This window comes from Photorhabdus thracensis (assembly GCF_001010285.1).
Classification (GTDB): Bacteria; Pseudomonadota; Gammaproteobacteria; order Enterobacterales; family Enterobacteriaceae; genus Photorhabdus; species Photorhabdus temperata.
Genome location: NZ_CP011104.1, coordinates 1,339,545 through 1,364,493, shown reverse-complemented (window position 1 = coordinate 1,364,493; position 24,949 = coordinate 1,339,545). Strand labels below are relative to the sequence as shown.

Sequence of the window (24,949 nt, the reverse complement as noted above, 5' to 3'; positions counted from 1 at the left end):
TTCGGGTTAATTACTCAGGTGCTCTTTCCATCAGGAAAGCTCGCAATTCAGCAAAATTTGCGGGCAAATAATGGGACAACAACGCTAAATCAGCCCGTTCTGCCAGCGTTTCAGGCAATGGTAATTCCTCACCCAGAATTTGCTCCACATTCTCTTTAAATTTCGCCGGGTGAGCCGTACCGAGAAACAACCCGTACTCATTTTCCTGTAACTGATCACGCAGGACACGGTAAGCAATGGCAGCATGAGGTTCAGAGATATAACCCAATTTAGCCAGCACCTTAATTGTCTCTTTAGTCACTTCATCACTGACTACACCATAGCCCAATTCACTTAACGGCCAAGATCTACGATAAAACAATTCTTCAATACGCGGCCAGTTGTTTGGCTGACTAACATCCATTGCATTGGAAAGCGTGGCAACTGTCTGATGAGGCGTCCATTTTCCATCGGTCAAATAACGTGGAACTGTATCGTTAACATTCGTCGCAGCAATAAAGCGTTTTACCGGCAGCCCCATTGATTTCGCCAATAAACCTGCGGTCAAATCACCAAAATTCCCACTTGGTACAGAGATAACCAGTTGTTTACGCTTATCTTCTGGTAATTGAGCAACCGCCTCAAAGTAATAGCAAATTTGCGCCAACAAGCGGCTGATGTTAATTGAGTTAGCTGAATTGAGATACAGAGCCTGTTTTAATTCATTATCATCAAACGCCTGCTTAACCAGTGCCTGGCAATCATCGAAATCACCATCAATTGCCACCGTATGAATATTACCGCCCAATGTACAGAACAGTTTTTCCTGTAACGGACTGATTTTTCCCTGTGGATACAGGATCACCACCTGTACATTGTTCAACCCATAAAAGGCGTGTGCTACCGCTGCACCAGTATCGCCGGAAGTCGCGGTCAAGATAGTCACAGGCTGCTCATCAGCAACCTGTGCCAGCATTTGCGCCATAAAACGACCACCAAAATCTTTAAATGCCAGAGTCGGGCCGTGGAACAATTCCAGTGTTGCAACATCATCTTCCACTTTTGCCACAGGTGCCGGAAAAGTAAAAGCACTCTTAACCCGTGTCGCCAGTTGTTCTGGCGGAATCTCATCACCAATAAACGCCGAAAGAATATGGCTGCTGCGGGTAACAAAATCCAGTTTCAGTAATTGAGCAATTTCTTCACGGTTAAATTCTGGTAAATCTTGCGGAAAGAAAAGCCCTTGCTGTTTGCCTAACCCCTGCTTTACCGCCTGTGCAAAACTTACCTGCTCGCTGTTGTCTTTTAAGTTATACAGTTTCATTCGTTCCGTTACCCTATCTGTCGTGCGCCTGCGAGATCCAGACGGCAAATGTGTACAAAACCTTCATCATTCTGAACATAATGCTGTTGCAGCCACTGAGCCATTTTCTCTGCGGTAGTCATACCATTACAAATGGAAAACAACGTCGGGCCAGAACCAGAAATACCACAGGTCAACGCACCTATCGCTTTTGCTGCCTCACGAGCCTTGGCAAAACCCGGGAGCAGTTGCGTCCGATACGGTTCAGCAACCACATCTTTCATCAATCTGGCTGCCAATTCTGGCTGCCGTGTATGGCAGGCATGAATAAAACCAGCCAGAAAACGTCCGTGGTCGATAACATCCTGTTTCGAATATTTTGCTGGTAAAATGGCTCTGGCTTCCGCAGTGGAAACTTTGATGCCCGGATAGGCCATCACCCATAGCCACTCATCAAATGACGGCACCGGCTGACAGATAATGTCTTCCTGTTCCATAATCAATTGCAAGCCACCGAGGTAGCATGGAGCGACATTATCATAGTGAATGCTGCCGGAAATGCGCCCTTCCAGTTGCCCCATCATTTCCAGTAATTGGTGTTCACTGAATGGACGCCCCGTAAATTCGTTCAGCGCCATCAAACCCGCCACAACAGAACAAGCACTGGAGCCAAGACCAGAACCAATTGGCATATTCTTTTCCAGCGTCATCTCCACGGGTAATTGTTTACCTAAATGCTGGCAGAACAGCTGCCAGCACTGATAAACGATATTGTACTCCGGCTCCGCAGGTAACTTTCCGACAAACCGCCCTTCATTACGCAAACTAAAACTCTCCGCGGCCCGGACAGTAACACAGTCACCTAACAAAGTACCATCAACCGGAGAGACCGCAGCTCCCAGTACATCAAACCCAACACTGACGTTCCCGATAGATGCGGGTGCATAGACTTTAACCACAATTAAACTCCCTGTTTCCAGGATAAAGTACGCAGCATATCTGCAAAAACACCTGCGGCAGTGACATCATTACCTGCCCCGTAGCCCCGCAGCACCAACGGTATTGGTTGGTAGTAACGTGTGTAGAATGCCAGCGCATTTTCGCCATTTTTGACTTTATAAAGTGGATCATTGCCATCTACTGCGGAGATTTTCACCCTGCACCGGCCATGTTCAATCATGCCAACATAGCGCAACACTTTTCCTTGTTCCTTCGCTTCTGCCACACGCTGGCTGAAAACGTGATCAAGAAGGGGCAAATGCTCAAGAAAAGTATCCACACTACCGCTACTATCAAAAGAGACTGGCAGTACAGGTTCCACATCAATATCCTCCAGTTCAAGTTCATAACCTGATTCACGGGCGAGGATCAACAGCTTACGGGCAACATCCATACCGGAGAGATCATCACGAGGATCCGGTTCGGTATAGCCTTTCTCTTTCGCCAGTAAAGTCGCCTGAGATAATGACATTCCTTCATCCAACATACCAAAAATGAAAGAGAGAGAGCCGGAAAGAATACCGTTGAACTGCACCAATTCATCACCCGCGTTAAGCAGGTTTTGTAAGTTCTCAATAACCGGTAAACCCGCACCCACATTGGTGTCATACAGAAATTTACGTTTAGATTTCTCTGCTGCCTTACGGATCTGACGATAATAAGCCATTGACGAAGTATTGGCTTTTTTATTCGGCGTTACCACGTTGAAACCATCACTCAGGAAACTGGCATATTGGTCAGCAATTTGCTGACTGGAGGTACAATCTACTATCACCGGATTAAGCAAATGGTACTCTTTCTCCAGGCGGATCAGACGGCTTAGACTAAATGGTTCTTTAGCCTCTGATAAACACAGCTGCCAGTTATCAAGACAAATACCTCTCATTTCCGTCATCATGGCTCGTGAATTGGCGATACCACATACCCGTAAATCAATGTGCTTTTGCTTCAGCCAGGTTTGCTGACGACGGATCTGCTCAAGCAAAACGCTGCCAACCCCACCAACACCAACAACAAAGAGCTCGATCACCTGATCGGTATTAAATAACATCTGATGGCATAGACGAACCGCTGTCGTTGCCATTTCATTGTCGATAACCGCGGAGATAGAACGTTCAGAAGATCCCTGTGCGATAGCGACAATATTGATATTACCGCGAGCCAGTGCGGAGAAGAAACGGGCAGAGATGCCACGCAAGGTACGCATACCATCACCCACAACAGAGATAATGGAAAGATTTTCCATCACATCCAGAGGATCAAGAACGCCATCTTTCAGTTCGAGATAGAATTCTTCACTCAACGCCTGACGAGCACGTTCCAATTCACGTTGAGGGACACAGAAGCTGATGCTGTATTCTGAAGATGACTGAGTAATCAGCACGACAGAGATCCCTTTGCGGGACATGACAGCAAATACCCTTGCGGCCATACCAACCATCCCCTTCATACCAGGGCCTGATACGTTGATCATTGCCATATTGCTCAGGTTGGTAATCCCTTTCACCGGCGTACTTTCATCTTTTTGCCCGTCACCAATAAGTGTTCCCGGCGCATCTGGATTGGCGGTATTTTTAATCAAACAAGGGATCTGGAATTGAGCAATCGGGGCGATAGTCCGTGGATGAAGCACTTTAGCACCGAAATAGGAGAGTTCCATCGCTTCCTGATAGGACATGCCTTTTAATAGCCGTGCATCCGGTACAATTCTGGGATCACAGGTATAAACGCCATCCACATCCGTCCAGATTTCGCAGCATTCAGCCCGCAAACAAGCAGCCAAGACAGCAGCAGAATAGTCAGAACCATTTCGCCCCAGGACAACCAACTCCCCTTTATCATTGCCGGCAGTAAATCCAGCCATCAGGACAATATGGTCATCAGGAATATTCAGAGAAGAAATGCGCTTGGTAGACTCATTAATATCTACCGTAGACTCAAGGTAATGACCTTGTGCCAACAGATTTTTTACCGGATCAATTACCGTGACTTTGTGACCACGTGCCTGCAATACAGACTCCATGATTGCGATAGAGAGTTTTTCACCACGGCAAATCAGGGAAGCGTTAATGCTGTCCGGGCATTGACCCAGTAATGCAATACCATGCAGAACCTGCTTCAATTGAGCAAATTCTTGCTCCACCACCATTTTTAACCGCTCATAATCAAAACCAGATTGTGCTTGCGCTAACCCCTGCAATAAATCAGCAAAGATCCGCTCTGCATCGTGCATATGGGTAATAACATCTTGTCCAGCCACAGTTTTTTCGATCATCGCCACTAAATGGTTGGTAATTTTTGCCGGGGCGGAAAGCACTAACGCAACTCCTCCCTGAGAAAGTTTTTTCTCTGCAATATCGGCGACGCTCTGCACACGCAGGCAATTAGCGACCGAAGTTCCTCCAAATTTAAGCACTCGCATTAACATTTTTCTCCTGATTTCGCGCCAAAAAAAAGCCCGCATCTGATTTGGATGCGGGCTTTTCTCTCTATCTTTAATATATGCGTCAGCCCGCCCCGTAACTTGTAGTTCCGGTGGTGATAATAATTGTCGTTTTCAGGCTGATAGTTTGCATAGGTTCCTGTCTGTCATTTAATTGGTTTGACCCTATACTGGTTAAATGAATTCTTTCACAAAGTCAAACATTTTATCTAAATAATCTTATATTTTTAATATTTTTTCCATTGGAATAATTCATTTCATAGTCATCAATACCAACAAATATATCTTACTGGACGTAATATTTTAGTTATTAAATCTATTTTTAACAAAATTAACAATATGTTTTATCTTTTAGTAAAAATCAGTTATTTTTGTTTGCCAACAATCTTATTGTGGATTATTTTTTGCACAATAACACTCCACGTGTTAACAGGAATTTGTCATTTGCCTGACATAGTACAAAGTATAAAATAACAAATATAAATAATATTAACGTGCTACAATCAATTTTGATGTACGTCAATAAAAGGTAGTTTTTTTAGATGGTAAATGCATTGCAAGCTGTTATATTGCTGTTAATAGACTAACATAACACTGTTTAGCTAGTTTTTTCGGGTATATGCCCACAAAGGAAAAACAACTTTTACTTTCAGTGTAAAACATATCAATAAATGTTATTACTGACTTAAGCTATAATTTCAGTGATGACAAACAATAACCAGTAAATATCCTGAGATAAGAGTAGTTTGAGTCATTCTGATTTTATTTTAAGCGATTCTAGGTAGCAACCATGCAAACCCCGCACATTTTGATTGTTGAAGACGAAATTGTCACTCGCAATACCCTAAAAAGCATTTTCGAAGCTGAAGGGTATATCGTTTATGAAGCCACCGATGGTTCAGAAATGCACCATATTCTGTCAGACAGTGACATTAACCTGGTGATTATGGATATTAATCTTCCAGGCAAAAATGGCTTGTTACTTGCCCGCGAATTGCGTGAGCAAGCGAATGTTGCTTTGATGTTCCTGACCGGCCGTGATAATGAGGTAGACAAGATCCTTGGGTTGGAAATTGGTGCGGATGATTACATCACCAAACCCTTTAACCCACGTGAATTAACTATTCGGGCCCGCAACCTGCTTTCCCGTACCATGAATCTGAGTACTGTCACCGAGGAGCGACGCCAGGTTGAGAGCTACAAATTCAATGGCTGGGAATTGGATATCAATAGCCGTTCTCTGATCAGCCCAGCTGGTGAGCAATACAAATTGCCACGCAGTGAGTTCCGCGCCATGCTTCATTTCTGTGAAAATCCGGGCAAGATCCAGACTCGCGCAGAATTACTGAAAAAGATGACAGGCCGTGAACTGAAACCTCATGACCGGACTGTTGATGTGACTATCCGGCGTATTCGTAAACATTTCGAATCTAATCCAGATACGATGGAAATTATTGCCACCATTCATGGTGAAGGTTATCGTTTCTGCGGTGATTTAGAAGCGTAGTGTGAATCATCGATATATCTAAAATAGATAACAGGATGGGATATCCATGAGGAACCCCATCCTGCCTCTCAGTTTTCCGCAACTTTCCACGGCATAATGGGTACAGCACTGATCGCATTCTTCGGTGAACCATCAATCATTTTGTCAGAATAGGTCAGATAGACTAATGCATTACGGTTTACATCGTAAAAACGAACAACCTGAAGTTTTTTAAACACCAGTGAAGTGCGTTTTTGGAAAACAATCTGGCCCTTCTTACCGCTCTTTTTAATCTTGTCTGTCAGTTCAATGGATCCGACTTGCTGGCAGGAAATAGCCGCATCAGCGGTATCTTCTGCAAGCCCCAATCCCCCTTTTATTCCACCTGTTTTTGCTCTGCTCAGGTAACAAGTCACATTTTTAACATCTGGATCATCAAACGCTTCCACCACAATTTTGTGATCTGGCCCGATAAATTTAAAAACAGTGTCTACCGAGCCAATTTCTTCAGCCTGAGTAGCCAGAGGTACGAACAACAATGTAGTTGCTACTAATATCTTTATGATTTTTAACATATATAATCTCATACCTTAATTAATTAAGCCTAAAATTTCACTACACTAATACCAAACAGGGTGGTAATACCACCAACAATAATAGTTAATTATTAATATAATTTCACAAAGTAATGAGTGAAATAATAATACGAATAAGTATCCTATTGTAAATAGAAGACTTGTCTTACACTTAGTGTTTATATCCAGTAGAGTTATTGTTGAATGCTACTCTTGTCAATAAATTATGAACACGAACAGCACGTAGAAACCAGAACGTACACAATACATGTGAATGATTCGTTTCACTTAACTTGCGGGCTTGTTCAAATAGCAAACAAAATAGCCTAATGGTATAGGCTCTTATATTATTCTTTCTGGTCTTAATGACTAAGGAGATGTATGGATCAAACCAGCATCATTCGTGATTTATTACGTTGGCTAGATAATCATCTGGATCAACCGCTATCACTCAACAATGTTGCGGCCAAAGCAGGTTATTCTAAATGGCACCTGCAACGTATGTTTAAAGATGTTACCGGCCAAGCTATTGGCTCCTATATCCGTGCCAGAAGGTTATCGCGGGCAGCTGTTGCTTTGCGTTTAACCAGCCGTCCCATTCTGGATATTGCTTTACAGTACCGGTTTGACTCCCAACAAACTTTCACTCGTGCATTTAAAAAACAATTTAATAAAACTCCGGCACTTTATCGGCTCAGTGAGGAATGGTGCGCAGCCGGCATTTGCCCCCCCATATTGCTGGATAAGCGGCATATTCCCGAAGCAACATATATCACGCTGGAGGAACAGCCACTGGTTGGTATAGAACAGACCTGTTCCTATACGCTGGAACAGTGGTCCAGTTCTTGTACTGAAATGCGCCATAATTTCTGGACATACTATCTGCAAAATGCAGAAGTGTTACCGCCTGTGCTTTATGGCCTTCACCACGCTATTCTCAACCCAGAAAAAGAAGATGAGCAGACGGTATTCTACACGACAGCGGTAGAACCCAAATATGCGCAGTTTGATGTAGCAGGTAGCCAACCTGTTACATTGCCAGCTGGAGAGTATGTCTCATTCAGTTACTATGGCACCAAAGATGGCTTACAGGATTTCCTGTTCACCGTCTATGGTATTTGCTTGCCAATGCTAAACCTGACACGCAGGAAAGGATACGATATCGAACGCTATTATCTCACCAATATCAATGAACGGGAAAAGGAAGCAGCGAATCATATCATCGAATTTCAGTATCTCATTCCTATCCAGCACTAACGCTGTAATTCATCCAATGCGGGCATATCAAGATGTGTGATATCGCCTGCCGTTTCCACAATCCAGCCTGATGCCAGCCACGGGCTGTGCTGATAATCTACTCTGGACAGAGAGCAATTACGCAAACGAAGACGACGTTCAGCATGTGCGGGTAATCCCAATATCGTGCTAACTAAGCATCCCAAAGCGATTCCATGACTGACCAGTAACGGCCGGCTACCACTAGGCAGGTGACGGCAAGTCTCCAGTGCGGCTCTCATACGCACAGAGAGCTCCTCCATAGATTCACCTTCAGGGATGCGCCCGCCGGGCGTACCATCAAGGACTTTCTTACGCCAACTTTCTTCTTCTGAAGTCAGTGAGTCAATATTTCTGCGTTCAAGCACTCCCATGTGCAATTCCCGCAAACGTGGCTCCAGAATAACTTCACAACCGCAAACCTCAGCAATGATTTCCGCGGTACGACATGTGCGCCCGAGATCACTGGTAATAATATGGGTAATCTTTTCAGATTTTACTCTTTTCGCCACTAATCTGGCCTGATATTCGCCTGTTTCGGTTAAAGGGCTGTCAGATTGTCCTTGGATACGACGTTCCGCATTCCATTCGGACTCCCCATGACGAACAAGATATACCTGTAACATTTTCATTTTCCGTTATACTGCGTAAATATTAGTTCAAAGGATAACTTATCTATTATGTATCACGTTATTGCTGCAACCACCAACCCCGCCAAAATTAAAGCCATCAGTCTCGCATTTGATGACGTTTTTGGACCTGGTGCTTACCGGATCGAAGATATCAATGTAGACAGCAGTGTCCCACAACAACCCATGGGTAACACAGAAACCCGTACCGGTGCCCGTCAGCGTGTGATGGCTGCCAGGCAGGTCCGTCCCGAAGCAGACTTCTGGGTAGGTGTGGAAGCAGGTATTGAAGATGATATGACATTTGCCTGGATGGTAGTGGAATATCAGCAAATTCGCGGAGAATCCCGCTCTGCCAGCCTGATGCTGCCAGAGAAAATTCTTGATGGTATCCGCGAGGGTCGTGAATTAGGCCACGAAATGGCTTACCTCACCGGCGTTGATAACATCAAACAGAAAGGCGGTGCTATTGGCTTTTTCACTAATGGCATCCTGACTCGTACCAGTGTGTACCATCAAGCCCTGATACTCGCTTTAGTGCCTGTCCATCATGAAATTTATAAAGAGCTGAATGCCCGTTAAACAGGCATTCACCCTAGGCCGCAGTCGGCGGCCTGTCATTTCAGCAATTGCTCTTCTAACCACGCCTTCACATCGTCTGAAGCAAACTTCAGGCTATTAGAACCACGTGTGATAGTCGCAATTCCAACCCCAAGTTCATTTTTCAGCTCACGTTGGCTCATTTGCCCACTCATCAATTCTTTGATAATCCGTACTCTTGTAGCCAGTGCTGCCCGCTCATCAGGCGTCAATAATAACTGCAAAACCGGATGTTGCAGATCTTGCGCAAAAGCCTGTTGGAGTAACGTCACAAAGCGTTGCCAATCTTCATTATCTTGTGGCGAAAGTGCCGGGTCTGTCAGATGATTTGGAGTCATAATTAATCAGTTGTCATACTATTTAACTAGTACAATAGCATAACATAGTTTGCCATAAATCAGTATCGCCTTTGCCATTCTGCGTTAGTCAACACCTTTGATGACTTACCGATAAAGTTACTGTAGAAAACATCATAAGCCAAAACATTTTTGACATAACTGCGCGTTTCGGCAAATGGAATGCTTTCAATAAAGGCTATCGCGTCCAACCGTCCACCACTGTCAGATAACCAACGATCAACACGGGCCGGACCTGCATTATAAGCGGCACTGGCAAGTATCCGGTTATGACCAAAACGCTGATAAACCGATTCGAGATAAGCCGTACCAATTTCGATATTCGTCAGTGGATTCATCAACTGGCTACTGTTTACATACCCCTGAATATCATTTTGCTTAACCGTATCCGCCGCCGTTCCCGGCATCACCTGCATCAAACCCATTGCACCGACTGGAGAACTGGCTTGCGGATTCCAGGCGCTTTCCTGACGGGCTATCGCCATCGCATAACTTTGAGAAATTCCCTTACCTGACGTGAAACGACTGAACTCTTGCTGCCATGCCAACGGAAAACGTTCTTCAAGATAATCCCACATTTTTCCGGTTATTGTCGCCTGTACACTAAGAGTCGCCCATTTTTGATTAAAAGCATAACGTGCCAACTGCTGTTGTTTTGATTGATTCTGGCTAGCAACCAAATAACTCCACTCTATGCGGGCAAGATTATCCATTTGCCAATATATCAGTTCCCTTACTCTCTGCACTTCGGACATCGAAGCAATAGTCGCATCTGGCTTTTCTGCGGTATTAATCGTCAGTGGATAACGGATATTCAGTCTTTGCGCAGCAACCATTGGGTAAAAGCCGCGACCTTCTGTCAACTTACGCAGTATCGCCTCACCTTCGCTTTTATTACCCTGCGCCAATAAAAGATTAGCCCGCCAATAACGCCATTCCTCTTTGTTCTGGTTCGCTAACGGTAGCAATTTGATCCACTGAGCCAAACCAGGCTCATCTGCATGACCCAACGCCAGACGAACACGACGCTCAAGCAGTGAAACAGATTGGCTATCGCGGATCACATCATCGCGCCACTTCTCTTGCTCATCGTTCACATCACCCATTAACTGCCAGGCAACAATATCTTTTAACCGCTGACGCTCGCTGTCATTCATCTTTTGTGCTCTGGCAATTGATGGAATGATCGCTCTTGCCTGATCCGGATCTTGACGAGCAAGGAGTGAGAAAGCCGTTAAAGTAGCGACACGGGTGAAATCAGTCGGCCCGGTATTATCAGCAAAAACAGATACGGTAGCAGGATCATCCTGCAACTTAATCAGGCCATCACTGATACTTTTGTATCCCAGCGGCAATCGTTTAGCGAGGTAACTGACCAGCGAAGTATTCCCCGCTTTTAATGCGAGACTAATACGCTGTAATATCAGTTCCGCCGATAAGTAGCCTGCTTGCTGCCAGACATCAAATAATTTATCGCAACTGGCAGGTAAAGAGCGACCATTCAACCAAATGTCTTTCGCTCCCTGCCAGGCAACCTGCTTTTCACCTGTCGTCCATTTGGCAAAATAGTAATTACAACGGCTTGTAATCGATTTCGGTGCTGTAGGGCTAAATGCCAGCAGCCCACGCCAGTCTTCACGATGTGCAAGCTCATTGATAAAACGGGATGATAAAGAGCGTGCTGGTGGCAGATTGGGGTGACTATCAATAAAGCCACGGATCTGTTCTGGTGTCACCAGCGCCAAATCCTGAGTCAGTTCCCGGTATTTAAGATAAGGATAAAGCGGGTAGTCTTTCAATGTTGGCATCAGTCTTGCCACCTCAGCCATATCACTGGCATCCCACGCTTGCTTAATTTGCTGATATCGCTGTCGCTGATCATCCAGAGAATCAGCGTTTGCTGCGACAGACATAAAAACCAACCCTATAACCATCGCAAAGTGTTGCCATTTAGCCATTACCACACGCTCCTCCCGGAGATCAAATTGAATAGGTTAATATTACAAATGTATACACATCATAATAATATAATCACCGCCACTTACCACATTAATTCACTCCATGATGAAATATTTAACCGTATATACTAAACAGGTAAGTTTTTTATCCAAAAAATTGATCCATCTTAACAAACTCGCCCCAGAGCCATCCTATTCCGGCAATTGGGTTATAGAGTTTATTAACTTAAATCGGGTAAACTGTGACAAATCGTGTTCAGATGAACATAAATAACCTAACTGGATATAATCAGATACCAACACGCCCTGTTCATGCGATTGACTTCGCAAAACAGGCATTATCATTATAACAATCAGAGATAGCGAGGCTTATAGCAACGTGGCTCAATATGTTTACAGCATGCATCGGGTTGGCAAAATTGTCCCCCCGAAGCGTCATATTCTAAAAAATATCTTCCTGAGTTTCTTTCCGGGAGCCAAAATTGGTGTTCTTGGCCTTAACGGCGCGGGTAAATCAACCTTACTGCGGATCATGGCCGGTATTGATAAAGATATCGAAGGCGAAGCCCGCCCACAGCCGGGAATTAAAATTGGCTATCTACCACAGGAGCCAAAATTAAACCTTGAGCACACTGTCCGCGAAGCAGTGGAGGAAGCGGTTAGCGAAGTGAAACACGCGCTGACCCGTCTGGATGAAGTCTACGCAGCCTATGCTGATCCTGACGCTGATTTTGACAAACTGGCGAAAGAGCAAGGTGAGCTGGAAGCGATTATCCAGTCCCACGATGGTCATAATCTTGACAACCAGCTTGAGCGCGCAGCTGACGCGCTGCGTCTGCCGCCGTGGGATGCAAAAATTGAGCATTTGTCCGGGGGGGAACGCCGTCGTGTAGCAATCTGCCGTTTACTGCTGGAAAAACCAGATATGCTGCTGCTGGATGAACCGACAAACCACCTTGACGCCGAATCCGTCGCCTGGCTAGAGCGCTTCCTGCACAGTTACGAAGGTACTGTTGTTGCAATTACGCATGACCGTTACTTCCTTGATAACGTTGCCGGCTGGATTCTGGAACTTGACCGTGGTGAAGGTATTCCATGGGAGGGTAACTACTCTTCATGGCTGGAGCAGAAAGACGCCCGCTTGGCTCAGGAAGCATCAACAGAAGCCGCCCGCCGTAAATCTATTGAGAAAGAGCTGGAATGGGTTCGCCAAAATCCAAAAGGCCGTCAGGCAAAAGGTAAAGCACGTCTGGCCAGATTTGAAGAATTAAACAACGTTGAATACCAGAAACGTAACGAAACCAGCGAACTGTTTATCCCACCTGGGCCACGCTTGGGCGACAAAGTTCTGGAAGTGGAAAATCTGACCAAATCCTATGGCGACCGGGTGCTTATCGACAATCTGAACTTCTCTCTGCCAAAAGGGGCCATTGTCGGGATTATCGGGCCTAATGGCGCAGGTAAATCCACCTTATTCCGTATGCTTGCTAACCAGGAACAACCTGATTCCGGTACTATCACATTAGGTGAAACCGTCAAACTGGCTTCTGTAGATCAGTTCCGTGACAATATGGATGATAAGAAAACCGTCTGGGAAGAGATTTCCGGTGGTCAGGATATCATGCGTATCGGCAACTTCGAGCTGCCAAGCCGCGCTTATGTTGGTCGTTTCAACTTCAAAGGTGTTGATCAGGGTAAACGTGTCGGTGAACTGTCTGGTGGTGAAAGAGGCCGGCTACATTTGGCTAAACTGCTGCAAGTTGGCGGTAACATGCTGCTACTCGACGAACCAACCAACGACCTGGATATTGAAACCCTGCGCGCACTGGAAAACGCCCTATTGGAGTTCCCAGGTTGTGCAATGGTTATTTCCCATGATCGTTGGTTCCTTGACCGTATCGCAACCCACATCATTGATTATCAGGATGAGGGTAAAGTGACTTTCTTTGAAGGTAACTTTAGTGAATACGAAGACTATAAAAAGCGGACTCTTGGAGCCGAAGCGCTAGAACCGCATCGCATTAAATATAAGAGAATCAGCAAATAATCATATTGAAAATGGCCTGATAACAGGCCATTTCCCTCTCAATTATTTGCATATAAGCTCGTAGTTTTATTCATTATGTTATGTGTTAGATAAGTATCATGGATAATTTTTCCTTCTTTCAACGTAATAATACGATCTGCATGCCTAATAAGCCTATTATCCTGTGAAGCCACAATAACCGTTCCTCTTTGGTTATGAGCAATAAAACTTAAGATATCAATAGCTACCTGACAGTCATAATTATCAAGATAACTGGTTGGCTCGTCAGCAAACAAATACAAGGGGCTTTTCACAATAGCTCTGGCTATTGCTACCCGTTGTTTTTCATTATCACGTAATTCATTGGGATATATATCTTTCTTGTGTTTCAGACCAACAATATTGAGTGCCTTAGTTGCCCTGATCATGGCTTCCTGATGAGAAGCTGTGATTCCACAGGACAGAGATAATAGCAAATTATCCAGGACCGTAAGTTCATTAGATAAATTAATTCTTTGAAAGATAAAACCACAATTCATCAAATGAAATCTATCTAATTCGCTGTTATTCAGTTTACCCAATTCTTTGTCAGCAATTAATATTTTTCCTCTATCAAGACGCAATAACCCAGAAATCGTTGCCAGGAAAGTACTTTTTCCCGAACGAAGATCCCCAGTAACTAAAGTAAATTCACCTGGAAAAATAGAAAGAGTGATGTCTGAAATCATTTTCTGGTTAGCTTTACTGTTAGAAAAACCATATGAAATATCAATGGCTTCAATCGTAGCAATTTGATTCAAATTCATTATCTCAGCATAATAGTGTAAGAAATCTGGCATTATCAGTAACACTTGCAGCCAGAGCAATCCGCAAAAATACAGATATTCATCATTATAAGATTACACAAACGAGGGGAAATCATATAAGAAATATCTCAACTAAAAGTATATCAATATTTCTACCAGTGACTATTTCAAATGGCTATCTGTATGCTAAAATTAAAATTTTACTAAACAAGATCAACCCATTCTTATCAACCACTCATTAACAATAGGCCATTATCTTGTTAGTTAAAATAAAAAAATAACATCAGAAAAATAATTTTTTATATATAAAAACACCTTAAAATCATAACAATAAGTTAAAGTTAATATTTAATTCCCATATAACAACGATATATCAAACATCTAAATTTTTAATAAAAAAACCAACCTTATCTTATTCGAAAATAAATCACAAACATAAAAATTTTTATTTATAAATCAACATGGAAGTATTTAATTATTAATTTTGTTTTTATTCAAGAAATAAATAATCAATAGAAGTATCAAAAATGTTAATAGCCATTATATATTTTATTACTTATAAGTAATAAAAACATCCAACCACAATTCATATTGTGGTTAGATATACATTGAATATATTTATTAATTTATCATATAAAATATTATATATGAATCTAATTATAAACGATTCAACTAACGTGTTGCTTAGGATTAACAGCTAAAAGTTGCTGAATTAGCTCTATACAGTGCAGAAAACGTTGATCATAGTCTGGTGAATTTACATTTATATATTCAATATTGTTGTCTTTCAGCATATCTTCCAACAATTGCTGGAACGCTTTACGATCCTGCTCGCTGCCAAGGCTACGCAAACCATCAGAAACCCAAGGTGTGTTGTTTTCCAATAAAATGACCAAATCAAATCGGTATTCATCAATCAATGCCTGAACAAACGGGTGTTCACGTCCTTCATACCGCTTACAGAATGCTTGGGTAGTCACGAAATCAGTATCGACAAATGCAACTTTATTCGCATATTTTACTGCGAAGTCAATATATTGAGCCTGCCCCAATGCAATTTTGTCATAGTCTGAATATTGCAGCGCCATCTCATCGCCTCCCAGATGAGAAAAAACATAATCACGACCATATTCCCAGGCACTGGTAGTATTAAAAATATTTGCCAATTTATTAACCAATGTGGATTTGCCACTGGATTCTCCACCGAGAATCGCCACAGTACGCACAAAGAAAGGTTTTACTTCCGTAGGGATATATTCCCAATGACGGAATGGATCTTGACGAATGTGCCGGCCACTGATCTTCATAAATGAGCGCTGTGGATCGATAAGAATAGTCTCAATTCCCAATTGCTCTTTATAACGGGGAGCATCCTGAGCTTCACTGGAATAAATATAACTTGGATTAATCCCTTTTTTTGACATAAAGGCTTTCATGCCTTTACTCCACACATCCCAACCATGTGGATATGGCTCAATTCCCTGTTCATCAAAAGAGTGAATATGAATGTTTTTCTGATATTTAAACGTCTGAAGTAACCAGCGCAGACGATCACTGACCGTCGGTTGCTGCGACATGGAGCTGCTTATAAACAACTCCCTGTCTCTGGGCTCATCATGGCAAAGAATGATATGCAACTCATCCACCTGACTACAAGCCCGTTGAATTAGATAGATATGCCCGGTATGCAATGGATAGAACTTACCGAATATCACCCCAACCGTTTTATTCTGCACAGGATATTGCATCCCTAAATAGTTATGGAGAGATGCCAGTTTTTGCGCGCTGGGACTTTTGATTTTGTCATTAATTAACTGGCTGAGATAACCTTTGGTCATACCGCTTGCATCAGCAACTTGTTGCAACGTACAACCCGTTTGTTTAATCGCTTCTTTAAGGTAGTCAAATTGACCCATATCTCCTCCTGTTTAATCAAGATCTTCCATAACAGATAACGCATCTGGCAGCTTTTTCACACCAAAAACTTTCATCCCCGGCAGCTCTTTTTTCGGCATATTGGCATAAGGCACTATCGCCCGTTTGAAACCATGTTTAGCCGCTTCTGATATCCTTTCCTGCCCACTGGGTACAGGACGGATTTCACCGGCCAACCCCACCTCACCAAATACAACCAAATCACGCGGCAGAGGCCGATCGCGAAAACTGGAGACTAAAGAGAGAAGTAAAGCGAGATCCGCGCTGGTTTCCGCGACCTTAACCCCACCAACCACATTGACAAACACATCCTGATCGGACATTTGCAAGCCACCGTGACGATGAAGAACCGCCAACAAAATAGCCAACCGGTTTTGCTCCAAACCCACCGCCACCCGCCGTGGATTGGTCATCATCGAATGGTCCACCAGCGCTTGAATCTCCACCAGTAGAGGACGGGTTCCCTCCCACACCACCATGACGGAGCTACCCGCAGTGATTTCATCACCACGGCTAAGGAAAATCGCTGATGGGTTACTGACTTCGCGCAATCCCTGCTCTGTCATAGCGAACACCCCAAGCTCATTGACAGCACCAAAACGGTTTTTATGACTGCGTAAAGTACGAAAGCGGGAATCAGCTTCTCCGTCAAGCATCACTGAACAGTCAATACAGTGTTCCAACACCTTCGGCCCCGCCAGCGAGCCATCCTTGGTTACATGGCCTACCATAACAATGGCAACACCGCGGGTTTTGGCAAACCGGGTAAGATAAGCGGCGGTTTCTCTGACCTGAGCGACACTCCCCGGAGAAGATTGAATATCCGCCATATGCATCACCTGGATGGAGTCAATCACCATCAGTTTTGGCTGCTCCTGCCCCGCAATCAGACAAATCTGCTCAATACTTGTTTCTGACAGCATATTCAGATTATCAACCGGCAACCCCAACCGGTGCGCACGCATCGCAACCTGCTGTAATGACTCCTCTCCGGTGACATATAAGGTTTTCATCTGTGCGGACAGCTGACACATCGTCTGCAACAATAAGGTACTTTTCCCTGCGCCGGGATTCCCGCCAATCAGAATCGCGCTACCGGGTACAACACCACCGCCAAGAACCCGATCGAACTCTTTAAATCCAGTGGAAAAACGGGGAAGCTCTTCCAGACTAATCTCTGATAATTTCTGAACCCTGCTGACACCAGCATCTCCTGCATAACCACTGAACCTGTCATTACGAGAGGAAGGTGCTGCGGCTAAACGCACCTCAGTAATGGTATTCCAGGCATGACATGCACTACATTGCCCCTGCCAGCGCGGATAATCCGCCCCACACTCATTACAGACAAACGCCCGTTTTGCTGCTTTTGCCACTCTGTACTCCCTAAAACAACTTTAATTAACGTTCTTCGTGTTTAAGACCGCCACTTAACACACACAATACTCCCATTAGATCAGCATGACGAATTGTCACTTTCGACTGTGCATAAACTTTCGGTTTAGCATGATAAGCAATACCCAGACCTGCTTTGCGAATCATTTTTAGGTCATTGGCGCCGTCACCAATAGCGACGGTTTGTTCCAACGGGATATCCAATTTTTTCGCCAGCTTCATCAATGTGGCAGCCTTATATTTAGCATCAACAATGGGCCCGATAACCTTACCAGTTACCTTGCTGTTTTTGACTTCTAATTGGTTTGCTACCGCAGCAACTAAACGTAAATTCTGGCGCAAATGGTCAGCAAAATAGGTAAACCCCCCCGATGCGATTGCGACATGCCAATCAAAAGATTGTAACTTACGCACCAAACTGGTCAGCCCCGGCATAAGCGGCAAATCTTGTGCAACTTGTCGCAAAATGTCAGCATCAGCCCCTGCAAGTTGAGCAACCCGCTCCCGCAGGCTATCAGAAAAATCCAGTTCCCCTTGCATTGCCCGCTCGGTAATTTCAGCTACTTTGTCACCTACACCGGCCAAACGGGCAATTTCATCAATACATTCAATTTGAATCGCCGTTGAATCCATATCCATCACCAGCAAACCTGGTGAGCGCAACCGTGGGATCTGCCCCAAAGGAACCACATCCAGCCGGCACTCATCTGCCAGCCTCTTAATACGCGAAGTCAAACTTCCGGCAATACGTACCACCTGATAATCATCAATACGCCATGAAGAGACGATGACAATAGCAGCGCCAAGCCGGTGCTGAAAATTACTGATACGTTGTTTATTCAAGCCACGGCCATATATCAACCAGCCACTGTCACCAGCCCGGTAATCCAATGGCATAACCTCCTCCCCACTTAACGAAAGTGGTAATCCCGGCCACTTATGGACCTCTTCCGGCAAATAGCGATAAGCCAGGTTATTAGACATTAATCCCTACTCCTGTAATCCCACATGACTCTGGCAGCAAAAAATTGCATTTCAAACTATCCTCCCTATATTGCATCTGGCAACATTGAGTTGACCAACGCCTGGAAGAAATAACTATGACCAAAGCTAAATTAAAATTCCGACTGCATAAAACAGCTATTATATTGATTTGTATTGCTTTATTAGTATTTCTAATGCAGGGCGTTTCTTATTTTAGCCGTTCTCACCAACAGGCCCAGATGGATCAATTTGAGGAATTGGCGAAAACCCTAGCAAAACAAGTCGCATTCAGCTTATCCGATTATATGGAGAGTGGCAGCAAAGATCTTAATAATGAACAGATACTGGCTAATTTGCACTACCTGACCAAAAACAGCCGCATACTTGACGCCAGTGTCTATCTTAACAATGGGACACAAGTTGCCCATAGCGGAGAAAATGTATCGGTGCGGGATCGCTTATCTTTGGATGGTAAAAAAGCGGGCAGCTATTTTAACCACCAGATAGTTGTTCCCATTCCAGGAAAAGAAGAACCAAAAGGTTTTCTGCGCTTGACACTGGACACACACAAATTAGCGACAGAGTCCAAACAGGTGGACAACACCACCAACCTGCTCAGGATCATGATCTTACTGGCTCTAGCAATTGGTTTTATTTTGGCACATAACCTGTTGCAATTAACACCCAGCCGCTGGCAACAGTCGCCTTATTTGTTGACGGCCAATAGCAAATCAAACGAGAAAAACGAGCAAGAAGAATAAGTTAAAATATCTGACTACCATCTCTCAACCAGTAATAGCTTATTTTTCGGCATATTTGCCGAAAAATAAGCACCCTGCAATGATAATAAAAATAAAATCCCTCATTACTTAATACCTAAAAGAAATAATTCCTTAAGTTATTTTAACTATAATTACATAATAATACCCATAGTGATATATATCACATATTTATCAATAAATAAGATTAAATTATAAATACATATATTATTCACATAATTAATTGATTAACAGCACATCTCGCATTCTTCCTTACTTTTTAATAAAAACATAACTTATTGTTTTTATTAAAAACAAAAATAAACCCATACGACAAATTCATATAAATTAAGTAAACTTTACATATTTAACCCGAATTCTGTTTAAGCCGTCACTGAAAAATCGTCTTCCGAATAGAAAACTTTCAGTGATGGCTTCTTCCATTTAAGACAATAAGCAATCAAACCGCCTAAAACGGTCAACATAAATCCTTTTATACTTCGATGGCGAGAATGCTCTATTTGAGAAACGGCTTTTAATTGCCCATTAATCGTTTCGATGATGAAACGCTTTGATAACATTATCTTATCCCACTCAGCCAGCCGCTGTGCTTTCATATTTTGGCGCTTTTGGGTGACGAAAGTGACACCGGTTTTGCCTAAATCGTCTACCAGTTCCTGACTGAGATAACCTTTATCGCCGTAAAGCGAACCGGTTCCCGCTCATCCACATTACCGGCAGTGATTGTAAGCGCCAGAATTTCCCCCTGGTGATTGACAACCAGGTGTAATTTGAAACCATAAAACCATCCTATTGAATTTTTTCCGCGCTTTGCTATCCCGGCAAAGACCTTATGCCGAGGAATGCGAATGTTATGGCAGACACTCAAACTCGTAGAATCAATAAAAACAATGCCTGTGGGTTTTCCTTTTAATTGAGTCAGATAGCTGCATAGTGGCACCAAAACGGAAGGGGCCACACTGACAAAACGGGAATAGCTGAGCAAGGTGGGAAAATCGTTGTGGTGATATTTCCAAATGTGTTCTGGATAAAAATGTTTAAAATCCCGGTAATGTGACAGATGAAAAAGGATCAAAATGGTCATGATTTCACTGGGATACATGTGACCTTGCCGGCGGCGTAAACGATGCCCGCTATCGAGACAAAATTGTTCCCATTGAGGGATGAAAAAACGGCAAAAATCATCGATTTCACAGAAAATTTCAACTAAGTTGTCCATAGCCTGTTCCTCCCCGGAGGAGCTGTTTCGGCCTGCACCAAAACATTGCTCCTGGAACAGGCTTCATGTCAATTTCTTATCCAGAATTCGGGTTATTTTATTTAAAAATAAATCACATTTAATTCAAAAAACATACTGAATGGCTATCAAAGGCTATTGATAAAACCGTATTGAATGGGAGAGATTATTAATATCTCTTTATTGGCTGCTTTTTGCATAAAATGTAACCCCGTCTCGCCGATAAGGTTTACTAACCAATCCTGAGCGGTTTTTATAGGCCATCCTCTTTTATTTTGTCTTCATAAATCAGCCAGTAAATAGCCTGATGATATAAAAATATCCCTTTCTGTTTTTTCCGATAATCCCCTATCTTTTAGGACTTAAATCCTGCCAAATTAACGGTTTTATCCCTTTTTTATTGAATTATTTTTATAGTATTCTTCGTAAAATAACCGGCGAGAAAGCGCTTAAATATCCATCTATTCTGATAATATTTTTTAAGTACGAATTTTTTTCAACTCTCTATTAATGGTTAATTATTTTCGATTAAATGCAATTAACTCTCTTGCTAAAAAGTGGCCTTTATTGAGTTAAATCCGCCCTTAATATAAAAGCTTTAATACTTCTGTATTCACGTTTTTAAATAAATATGACGGGCTAGGTAAATCTACACTTCTAAACGTCTATATCTCTTTACATCCAAAATAAAATTAACATATGCCATTTGGCTATATATGGTTGCTATTCATTCTTTCAAAGAAACATATCTACAGAGTTATCCTTTATAACTATCTGAATATAACGGATTATCTGGAGATGATATGACCACGTCACGCTCTGTTCTCGATATGATTGGCAATACCCCATTACTGGAGTTAACGCATCTGAATACCGGTCCGTGTCGATTATTTATTAAGTTGGAAAATCAAAACCCCGGTGGTTCTATTAAAGACCGCGTTGCACTCTCAATGATCGAGCAGGCGGAAAAACAGGGGCTGCTTCAACCTGGTGGGACGATTATCGAAGCCACTGCCGGCAATACCGGTATCGGGTTAGCCCTGGTCGCCTCCCTGAAAGGTTATAAGCTGATTCTGGTCGTTCCAGATAAGATGAGCCGGGAGAAGGTGTTTCACCTGCGTGCACTAGGTACCGATGTGCGTCTGACCCGTTCTGATGTCAGCAAAGGCCATCCAGAATATTATCAGGATTATGCCCTGCGTCTGGCTCAAGAGATTCCCGGCGCTTATTATATCGATCAGTTCAATAATCCGGCTAATTCAGCGGCTCACACCGCTACCACCGGCCCGGAAATCTGGCAGCAAATGGATCACAACGTTGATGCAGTGGTGATCGGTGTCGGTTCCGGCGGTACGCTGGGCGGTTTGAGCAACTATTTTGCTCAAGTCTCACCAGAAACTGAGTTTGTATTGGCAGATCCAAACGGTTCTATCCTGGTGGACTATATCGAACACGGTAAATATGGCGAAGCCGGGAGCTGGCAGGTGGAAGGTATCGGCGAAGATTTTGTTCCTCCTCTCGGCGATTTCAGCCGGGTGCACCATGCATATCGTGTCAATGATGCAGAAGCTTTCTCCAGCGCACGCGATCTACTGCTAAAGGAAGGTGTTCTGGCCGGCTCTTCCAGTGGCACGCTGCTGGCTGCCGCACTGCGCTACTGCCGCTCGCAAACCACACCGAAACGCGTGGTTACACTGGCCTGTGACAGCGGAAATAAGTATCTGTCAAAGATGTTTAACGATTACTGGATGCTGGAGCAAGGATTCCAATCGCGTATGCCACAGCACGATCTGAGCGACTATATCACTTACCGCTATCAGGATGGCGCTACGGTTTTTGTGTCGCCGGAAGATACATTGAAAACCGCTCATACCCGCATGCGCCTGTATGAGATTTCTCAGTTGCCAGTGCTGAAAGATGAACAAGTGGTAGGCATTATTGATGAGTGGGATTTGATGCACACAGTACAGGCTAATCCACTCAATTTTACCCTGCCCGTTAGCCACGCGATGACTCATCAAGTGAAGACGCTGGATAAAAACGCTTCTTTACAACAATTGATGGCAACTTTCGATGCCGGGCATGTCGCGCTGATCGTCGATAATGGCTGTTTCCTTGGGCTGGTGACTCGTACAGATGTGCTGAACGCATGGCGTCAGCAACTTAATTGATCTTTTTGCAGGAATAATTCTATGACCAAGTTTGATACCAAAACTGTTCACGCCGGCTATACACCCGATCATACCGGCGCGGTAATGCCGGCGATTTATGCAACTTCAACTTATGCCCAGTCAGCTCCCGGCCAGCACACTGGTTATGAATATTCCCGCAGTGGCAACCCGACGCGTGATGCGCTGGAAAGTGCTATAGCCGAACTGGAAAACGGCAGCCGGGGATATGCGTTCAGTTCAGGTCTGGCTGCCAGTTCCACGGTGCTGGAGCTGCTGGATAAAGACAGCCATTTGGTGGCAGTAGATGATCTGTACGGTGGTACCTATCGGCTGCTAGAAAAAGTGCGTAGTCGTAGCGCCGGTTTGCGTGTCACTTATGTTGAAGCGCATGACATTGCTGGCCTTGAAGCCGCAATTCGTCCCGATACAAAAATGATCTGGGTGGAGACACCCACTAATCCACTGCTGAAACTGGCCGATCTGGCTGCTATCGCGCAAATAGCACAACGACACGGTATCATCAGCGTGGCAGATAATACTTTCGCCTCCCCGTATATTCAGCGGCCGCTTGATCTGGGATTTGATATCGTGGTGCACTCAGCGACTAAGTATCTTAATGGTCATTCCGATGTCATCGCAGGGCTGGCAGTCGTCGGCAAGGATGCAGACCTGGCAGAAAAACTCGGTTTTCTGCAAAACTCTGTAGGTGGCGTGCTCGATCCATTTAGCAGTTTCTTGGTACTACGCGGAATGCGTACGCTTGCTCTGCGTATGCAGCGTCACATCGACAGTGCGGAAAAGATCGCACACTGGCTGGCTCAACAACCACAGATCGAAACTGTTTTTTATCCCGGTCTCCCTTCCCATCCGCAGCATGAGCTGGCAAAGCGCCAGATGAAGGGCTTTGGTGGTATGATTTCTATCCATTTAAAGGGTGATGATGATTATGCCCGTCGGCTGATTCAAGAGTTGAAATTATTTACACTGGCGGAAAGTTTGGGAGGAGTGGAAAGCCTGATAGGTCAACCATTTAGTATGACTCACGCTTCTATTCCGTTAGAAAAGCGTCTTGCTTCCGGGATTACTCCGCAGTTAGTGCGGATTTCAGTGGGTATCGAAGATGCGGAGGATCTCATCGCAGATTTGGCTCAGGCGTTAGAAAAAGCAGCTCAATAAAAGAGAGAAAAAGAGAAATGCCAGTCAATCGCTTAACTGACTGGCATTAGGTGACTGAAAATAAAGAGCAGGGGTTATTTATCACCCAACAGAACAGATTCCAGCGCGATTTCAATCATTTCATTAAACGTCGTCTGACGTTCTTCTGCAATAACGTGTTCACCGGTACGAATATGATCAGAAACGGTACAGATAGTCAGTGCTTTTGCGCCATATTCAGCTGCAACACTGTAGATACCTGCCGCTTCCATTTCTACACCCAAAATACCGTACTTTTCCATTACATCGTACATTTGTGTATCAGGTGTATAGAACAGTTCAATGGAGAAGATGTTGCCTACATGCGCTTTAATGTTTTTTGCTTTAGCAGCATCAACCGCATTACGGACCAGATCGAAATCAGCAATCGCGGCAAAGTCATGATCTTTAAAACGTATACGGTTAACTTTGGAATCAGTACATGCACCCATGCCAATAACCACATCACGCAATTTAATGTCGTGACGTACTGAACCGCAGGAACCCACACGGATAAGGACTTTAACGCCAAAATCGGCAATTAGTTCTTTCGCATAGATAGAGCAGGATGGAATTCCCATACCATGTCCCATCACGGAAATCGGGCGGCCTTTATAAGTCCCGGTGAAACCCAACATGCCGCGAACATTATTTACCTGCCGAACATTTTCCAGAAAAGTTTCAGCAATGTATTTTGCACGTAATGGATCGCCAGGCATCAGAACAACATCTGCAAAATCGCCCATCTCGGCATTAATATGGGGAGTGGCCATAATTAAATTCCTTGTTTCTTATTTACTGGTTATTTTGGTGGTATAT

Annotated in this window: 19 protein-coding genes, 1 pseudogene and 1 other annotated feature; of the genes and pseudogenes, 7 read left to right on the top strand and 13 right to left on the bottom strand. The window is 43.8% G+C overall.

Annotation, left to right across the window (positions count from 1 at the left end):
* Nucleotides 1–10: 10 nt before the first annotated feature.
* The 3 genes from thrC to thrA are packed head-to-tail and all read right to left on the bottom strand — an operon-like array spanning nucleotide 11 to nucleotide 4,703.
* Nucleotides 11–1,303 carry a threonine synthase gene (gene thrC, locus VY86_RS05375; RefSeq protein WP_046974196.1) on the bottom strand — a complete coding sequence of 431 codons (1,293 nt, stop codon included), beginning with the start codon at nucleotides 1,301–1,303 and terminating at the stop codon, nucleotides 11–13.
* Between the two features lie 8 nt (nucleotides 1,304–1,311).
* The gene (gene thrB / locus VY86_RS05370; RefSeq protein ID WP_071880988.1) at nucleotides 1,312–2,262 is read right to left on the bottom strand and encodes a homoserine kinase; all 951 of its coding nucleotides are present in this window, start codon (nucleotides 2,260–2,262) and stop codon (nucleotides 1,312–1,314) included.
* Entirely contained in the window at nucleotides 2,244–4,703 is a 2,460-nt protein-coding gene (gene thrA / locus VY86_RS05365) for a bifunctional aspartate kinase/homoserine dehydrogenase I (RefSeq protein ID WP_046976729.1), read from the bottom strand. Before thrA ends, thrB begins: the two co-directional genes overlap by 19 nt.
* Before the next feature lie 25 nt (nucleotides 4,704–4,728).
* Nucleotides 4,729–4,850: a sequence feature (Thr leader region), on the bottom strand.
* Nucleotides 4,851–5,514: 664 nt separating this feature from the next.
* Here thrA and arcA point away from each other — a divergent pair.
* A complete protein-coding gene (gene arcA, locus VY86_RS05360; RefSeq protein WP_046974194.1) occupies nucleotides 5,515–6,231 on the top strand; it encodes a two-component system response regulator ArcA in 717 nt (238 codons plus the stop codon).
* A 68-nt stretch (nucleotides 6,232–6,299) separates the two neighbouring features.
* Here the strand turns inward: arcA and creA are convergent, their stop codons facing one another.
* Nucleotides 6,300–6,785: a protein CreA gene (gene creA, locus VY86_RS05355; RefSeq protein WP_082111182.1), complete on the bottom strand. Its 486-nt coding sequence runs from the start codon at nucleotides 6,783–6,785 to the stop codon at nucleotides 6,300–6,302.
* Nucleotides 6,786–7,166: 381 nt separating this feature from the next.
* On the opposite strand from creA, the gene robA reads away from it, so the two are divergent.
* A complete protein-coding gene (gene robA / locus VY86_RS05350) occupies nucleotides 7,167–8,042 on the top strand; it encodes an MDR efflux pump AcrAB transcriptional activator RobA (RefSeq protein ID WP_046974193.1) in 876 nt (291 codons plus the stop codon).
* Here robA and gpmB read toward each other — a convergent pair.
* Complete coding sequence (gene gpmB / locus VY86_RS05345; protein ID WP_046974192.1) at nucleotides 8,039–8,686, bottom strand: 2,3-diphosphoglycerate-dependent phosphoglycerate mutase GpmB; 648 nt, start codon at nucleotides 8,684–8,686, stop codon at nucleotides 8,039–8,041. The two genes, robA and gpmB, sit on opposite strands and share 4 nt — an antisense overlap.
* A 54-nt stretch (nucleotides 8,687–8,740) precedes the next feature.
* Here gpmB and yjjX point away from each other — a divergent pair, with 54 nt between their 5' ends.
* Nucleotides 8,741–9,271: an inosine/xanthosine triphosphatase gene (gene yjjX / locus VY86_RS05340; RefSeq protein ID WP_046974191.1), complete on the top strand. Its 531-nt coding sequence runs from the start codon at nucleotides 8,741–8,743 to the stop codon at nucleotides 9,269–9,271.
* Nucleotides 9,272–9,306: 35 nt separating this feature from the next.
* On the opposite strand, the gene trpR is transcribed toward yjjX, so the two are convergent.
* The gene (gene trpR / locus VY86_RS05335) at nucleotides 9,307–9,627 is read right to left on the bottom strand and encodes a trp operon repressor (RefSeq protein WP_046974190.1); all 321 of its coding nucleotides are present in this window, start codon (nucleotides 9,625–9,627) and stop codon (nucleotides 9,307–9,309) included.
* 59 nt (nucleotides 9,628–9,686) lie between these two features.
* The gene (sltY, locus tag VY86_RS05330) at nucleotides 9,687–11,603 is read right to left on the bottom strand and encodes a murein transglycosylase (protein WP_046974189.1); all 1,917 of its coding nucleotides are present in this window, start codon (nucleotides 11,601–11,603) and stop codon (nucleotides 9,687–9,689) included.
* A gap of 379 nt (nucleotides 11,604–11,982) precedes the next feature.
* Here sltY and ettA point away from each other — a divergent pair, with 379 nt between their 5' ends.
* Nucleotides 11,983–13,650 carry an energy-dependent translational throttle protein EttA gene (gene ettA / locus VY86_RS05325; protein WP_046974188.1) on the top strand — a complete coding sequence of 556 codons (1,668 nt, stop codon included), beginning with the start codon at nucleotides 11,983–11,985 and terminating at the stop codon, nucleotides 13,648–13,650.
* 38 nt (nucleotides 13,651–13,688) lie between these two features.
* Here ettA and VY86_RS05320 read toward each other — a convergent pair whose 3' ends face one another.
* The 4 genes from VY86_RS05320 to serB all read right to left on the bottom strand — a co-directional run bounded on the left by VY86_RS05320 (nucleotide 13,689) and on the right by serB (nucleotide 18,749).
* A complete protein-coding gene (locus VY86_RS05320; protein ID WP_228940199.1) occupies nucleotides 13,689–14,468 on the bottom strand; it encodes an ABC transporter ATP-binding protein in 780 nt (259 codons plus the stop codon).
* Nucleotides 14,469–15,103: 635 nt separating this feature from the next.
* A complete protein-coding gene (nadR, locus tag VY86_RS05315; RefSeq protein ID WP_046974187.1) occupies nucleotides 15,104–16,351 on the bottom strand; it encodes a multifunctional transcriptional regulator/nicotinamide-nucleotide adenylyltransferase/ribosylnicotinamide kinase NadR in 1,248 nt (415 codons plus the stop codon).
* 12 nt (nucleotides 16,352–16,363) lie between these two features.
* Nucleotides 16,364–17,746 carry a DNA repair protein RadA gene (gene radA / locus VY86_RS05310; RefSeq protein WP_046974186.1) on the bottom strand — a complete coding sequence of 461 codons (1,383 nt, stop codon included), beginning with the start codon at nucleotides 17,744–17,746 and terminating at the stop codon, nucleotides 16,364–16,366.
* A gap of 25 nt (nucleotides 17,747–17,771) precedes the next feature.
* Entirely contained in the window at nucleotides 17,772–18,749 is a 978-nt protein-coding gene (serB, locus tag VY86_RS05305) for a phosphoserine phosphatase (protein WP_046974185.1), read from the bottom strand.
* A 116-nt stretch (nucleotides 18,750–18,865) separates the two neighbouring features.
* Between serB and VY86_RS05300 the strand changes: the two genes are divergently transcribed.
* A complete protein-coding gene (locus tag VY86_RS05300) occupies nucleotides 18,866–19,510 on the top strand; it encodes a YtjB family periplasmic protein (RefSeq protein ID WP_021326500.1) in 645 nt (214 codons plus the stop codon).
* A 380-nt stretch (nucleotides 19,511–19,890) separates the two neighbouring features.
* Here VY86_RS05300 and VY86_RS05295 read toward each other — a convergent pair.
* Nucleotides 19,891–20,747: pseudogene (locus VY86_RS05295) on the bottom strand (IS982 family transposase).
* 821 nt (nucleotides 20,748–21,568) lie between these two features.
* Here VY86_RS05295 and VY86_RS05290 point away from each other — a divergent pair.
* The gene (locus VY86_RS05290) at nucleotides 21,569–22,936 is read left to right on the top strand and encodes a pyridoxal-phosphate dependent enzyme (protein ID WP_046974184.1); all 1,368 of its coding nucleotides are present in this window, start codon (nucleotides 21,569–21,571) and stop codon (nucleotides 22,934–22,936) included.
* 21 nt (nucleotides 22,937–22,957) lie between these two features.
* On the top strand, nucleotides 22,958–24,112 hold the full coding sequence (locus VY86_RS05285) for a trans-sulfuration enzyme family protein (protein WP_046974183.1): 1,155 nt from the start codon (nucleotides 22,958–22,960) through the stop codon (nucleotides 24,110–24,112).
* A 74-nt stretch (nucleotides 24,113–24,186) separates the two neighbouring features.
* On the opposite strand, the gene deoD is transcribed toward VY86_RS05285, so the two are convergent.
* Nucleotides 24,187–24,903, bottom strand: a complete 717-nt coding sequence (deoD, locus tag VY86_RS05280) for a purine-nucleoside phosphorylase (RefSeq protein ID WP_021324638.1) — start codon at nucleotides 24,901–24,903, stop codon at nucleotides 24,187–24,189.
* Between the last annotated feature and the right edge of the window lie 46 nt (nucleotides 24,904–24,949).

What these genes read in the sequence shown, in the direction of transcription:
- sltY (WP_046974189.1), bottom strand. Translation starts at nt 11,603, where the DNA reads ATGGCTAAATGGCAACACTTTGCGATGGTTATAGGGTTGGTTTTTATG.
- serB (WP_046974185.1), bottom strand. Translation starts at nt 18,749, where the DNA reads ATGTCTAATAACCTGGCTTATCGCTATTTGCCGGAAGAGGTCCATAAG.
- robA (WP_046974193.1), top strand. Translation starts at nt 7,167, where the DNA reads ATGGATCAAACCAGCATCATTCGTGATTTATTACGTTGGCTAGATAAT.
- VY86_RS05290 (WP_046974184.1), top strand. Translation starts at nt 21,569, where the DNA reads ATGACCACGTCACGCTCTGTTCTCGATATGATTGGCAATACCCCATTA.
- gpmB (WP_046974192.1), bottom strand. Translation starts at nt 8,686, where the DNA reads ATGTTACAGGTATATCTTGTTCGTCATGGGGAGTCCGAATGGAATGCG.
- trpR (WP_046974190.1), bottom strand. Translation starts at nt 9,627, where the DNA reads ATGACTCCAAATCATCTGACAGACCCGGCACTTTCGCCACAAGATAAT.
- yjjX (WP_046974191.1), top strand. Translation starts at nt 8,741, where the DNA reads ATGTATCACGTTATTGCTGCAACCACCAACCCCGCCAAAATTAAAGCC.
- VY86_RS05300 (WP_021326500.1), top strand. Translation starts at nt 18,866, where the DNA reads ATGACCAAAGCTAAATTAAAATTCCGACTGCATAAAACAGCTATTATA.
- arcA (WP_046974194.1), top strand. Translation starts at nt 5,515, where the DNA reads ATGCAAACCCCGCACATTTTGATTGTTGAAGACGAAATTGTCACTCGC.
- nadR (WP_046974187.1), bottom strand. Translation starts at nt 16,351, where the DNA reads ATGGGTCAATTTGACTACCTTAAAGAAGCGATTAAACAAACGGGTTGT.
- VY86_RS05285 (WP_046974183.1), top strand. Translation starts at nt 22,958, where the DNA reads ATGACCAAGTTTGATACCAAAACTGTTCACGCCGGCTATACACCCGAT.
- thrA (WP_046976729.1), bottom strand. Translation starts at nt 4,703, where the DNA reads ATGCGAGTGCTTAAATTTGGAGGAACTTCGGTCGCTAATTGCCTGCGT.
- creA (WP_082111182.1), bottom strand. Translation starts at nt 6,785, where the DNA reads ATGTTAAAAATCATAAAGATATTAGTAGCAACTACATTGTTGTTCGTA.
- deoD (WP_021324638.1), bottom strand. Translation starts at nt 24,903, where the DNA reads ATGGCCACTCCCCATATTAATGCCGAGATGGGCGATTTTGCAGATGTT.
- VY86_RS05320 (WP_228940199.1), bottom strand. Translation starts at nt 14,468, where the DNA reads ATGCCAGATTTCTTACACTATTATGCTGAGATAATGAATTTGAATCAA.
- thrC (WP_046974196.1), bottom strand. Translation starts at nt 1,303, where the DNA reads ATGAAACTGTATAACTTAAAAGACAACAGCGAGCAGGTAAGTTTTGCA.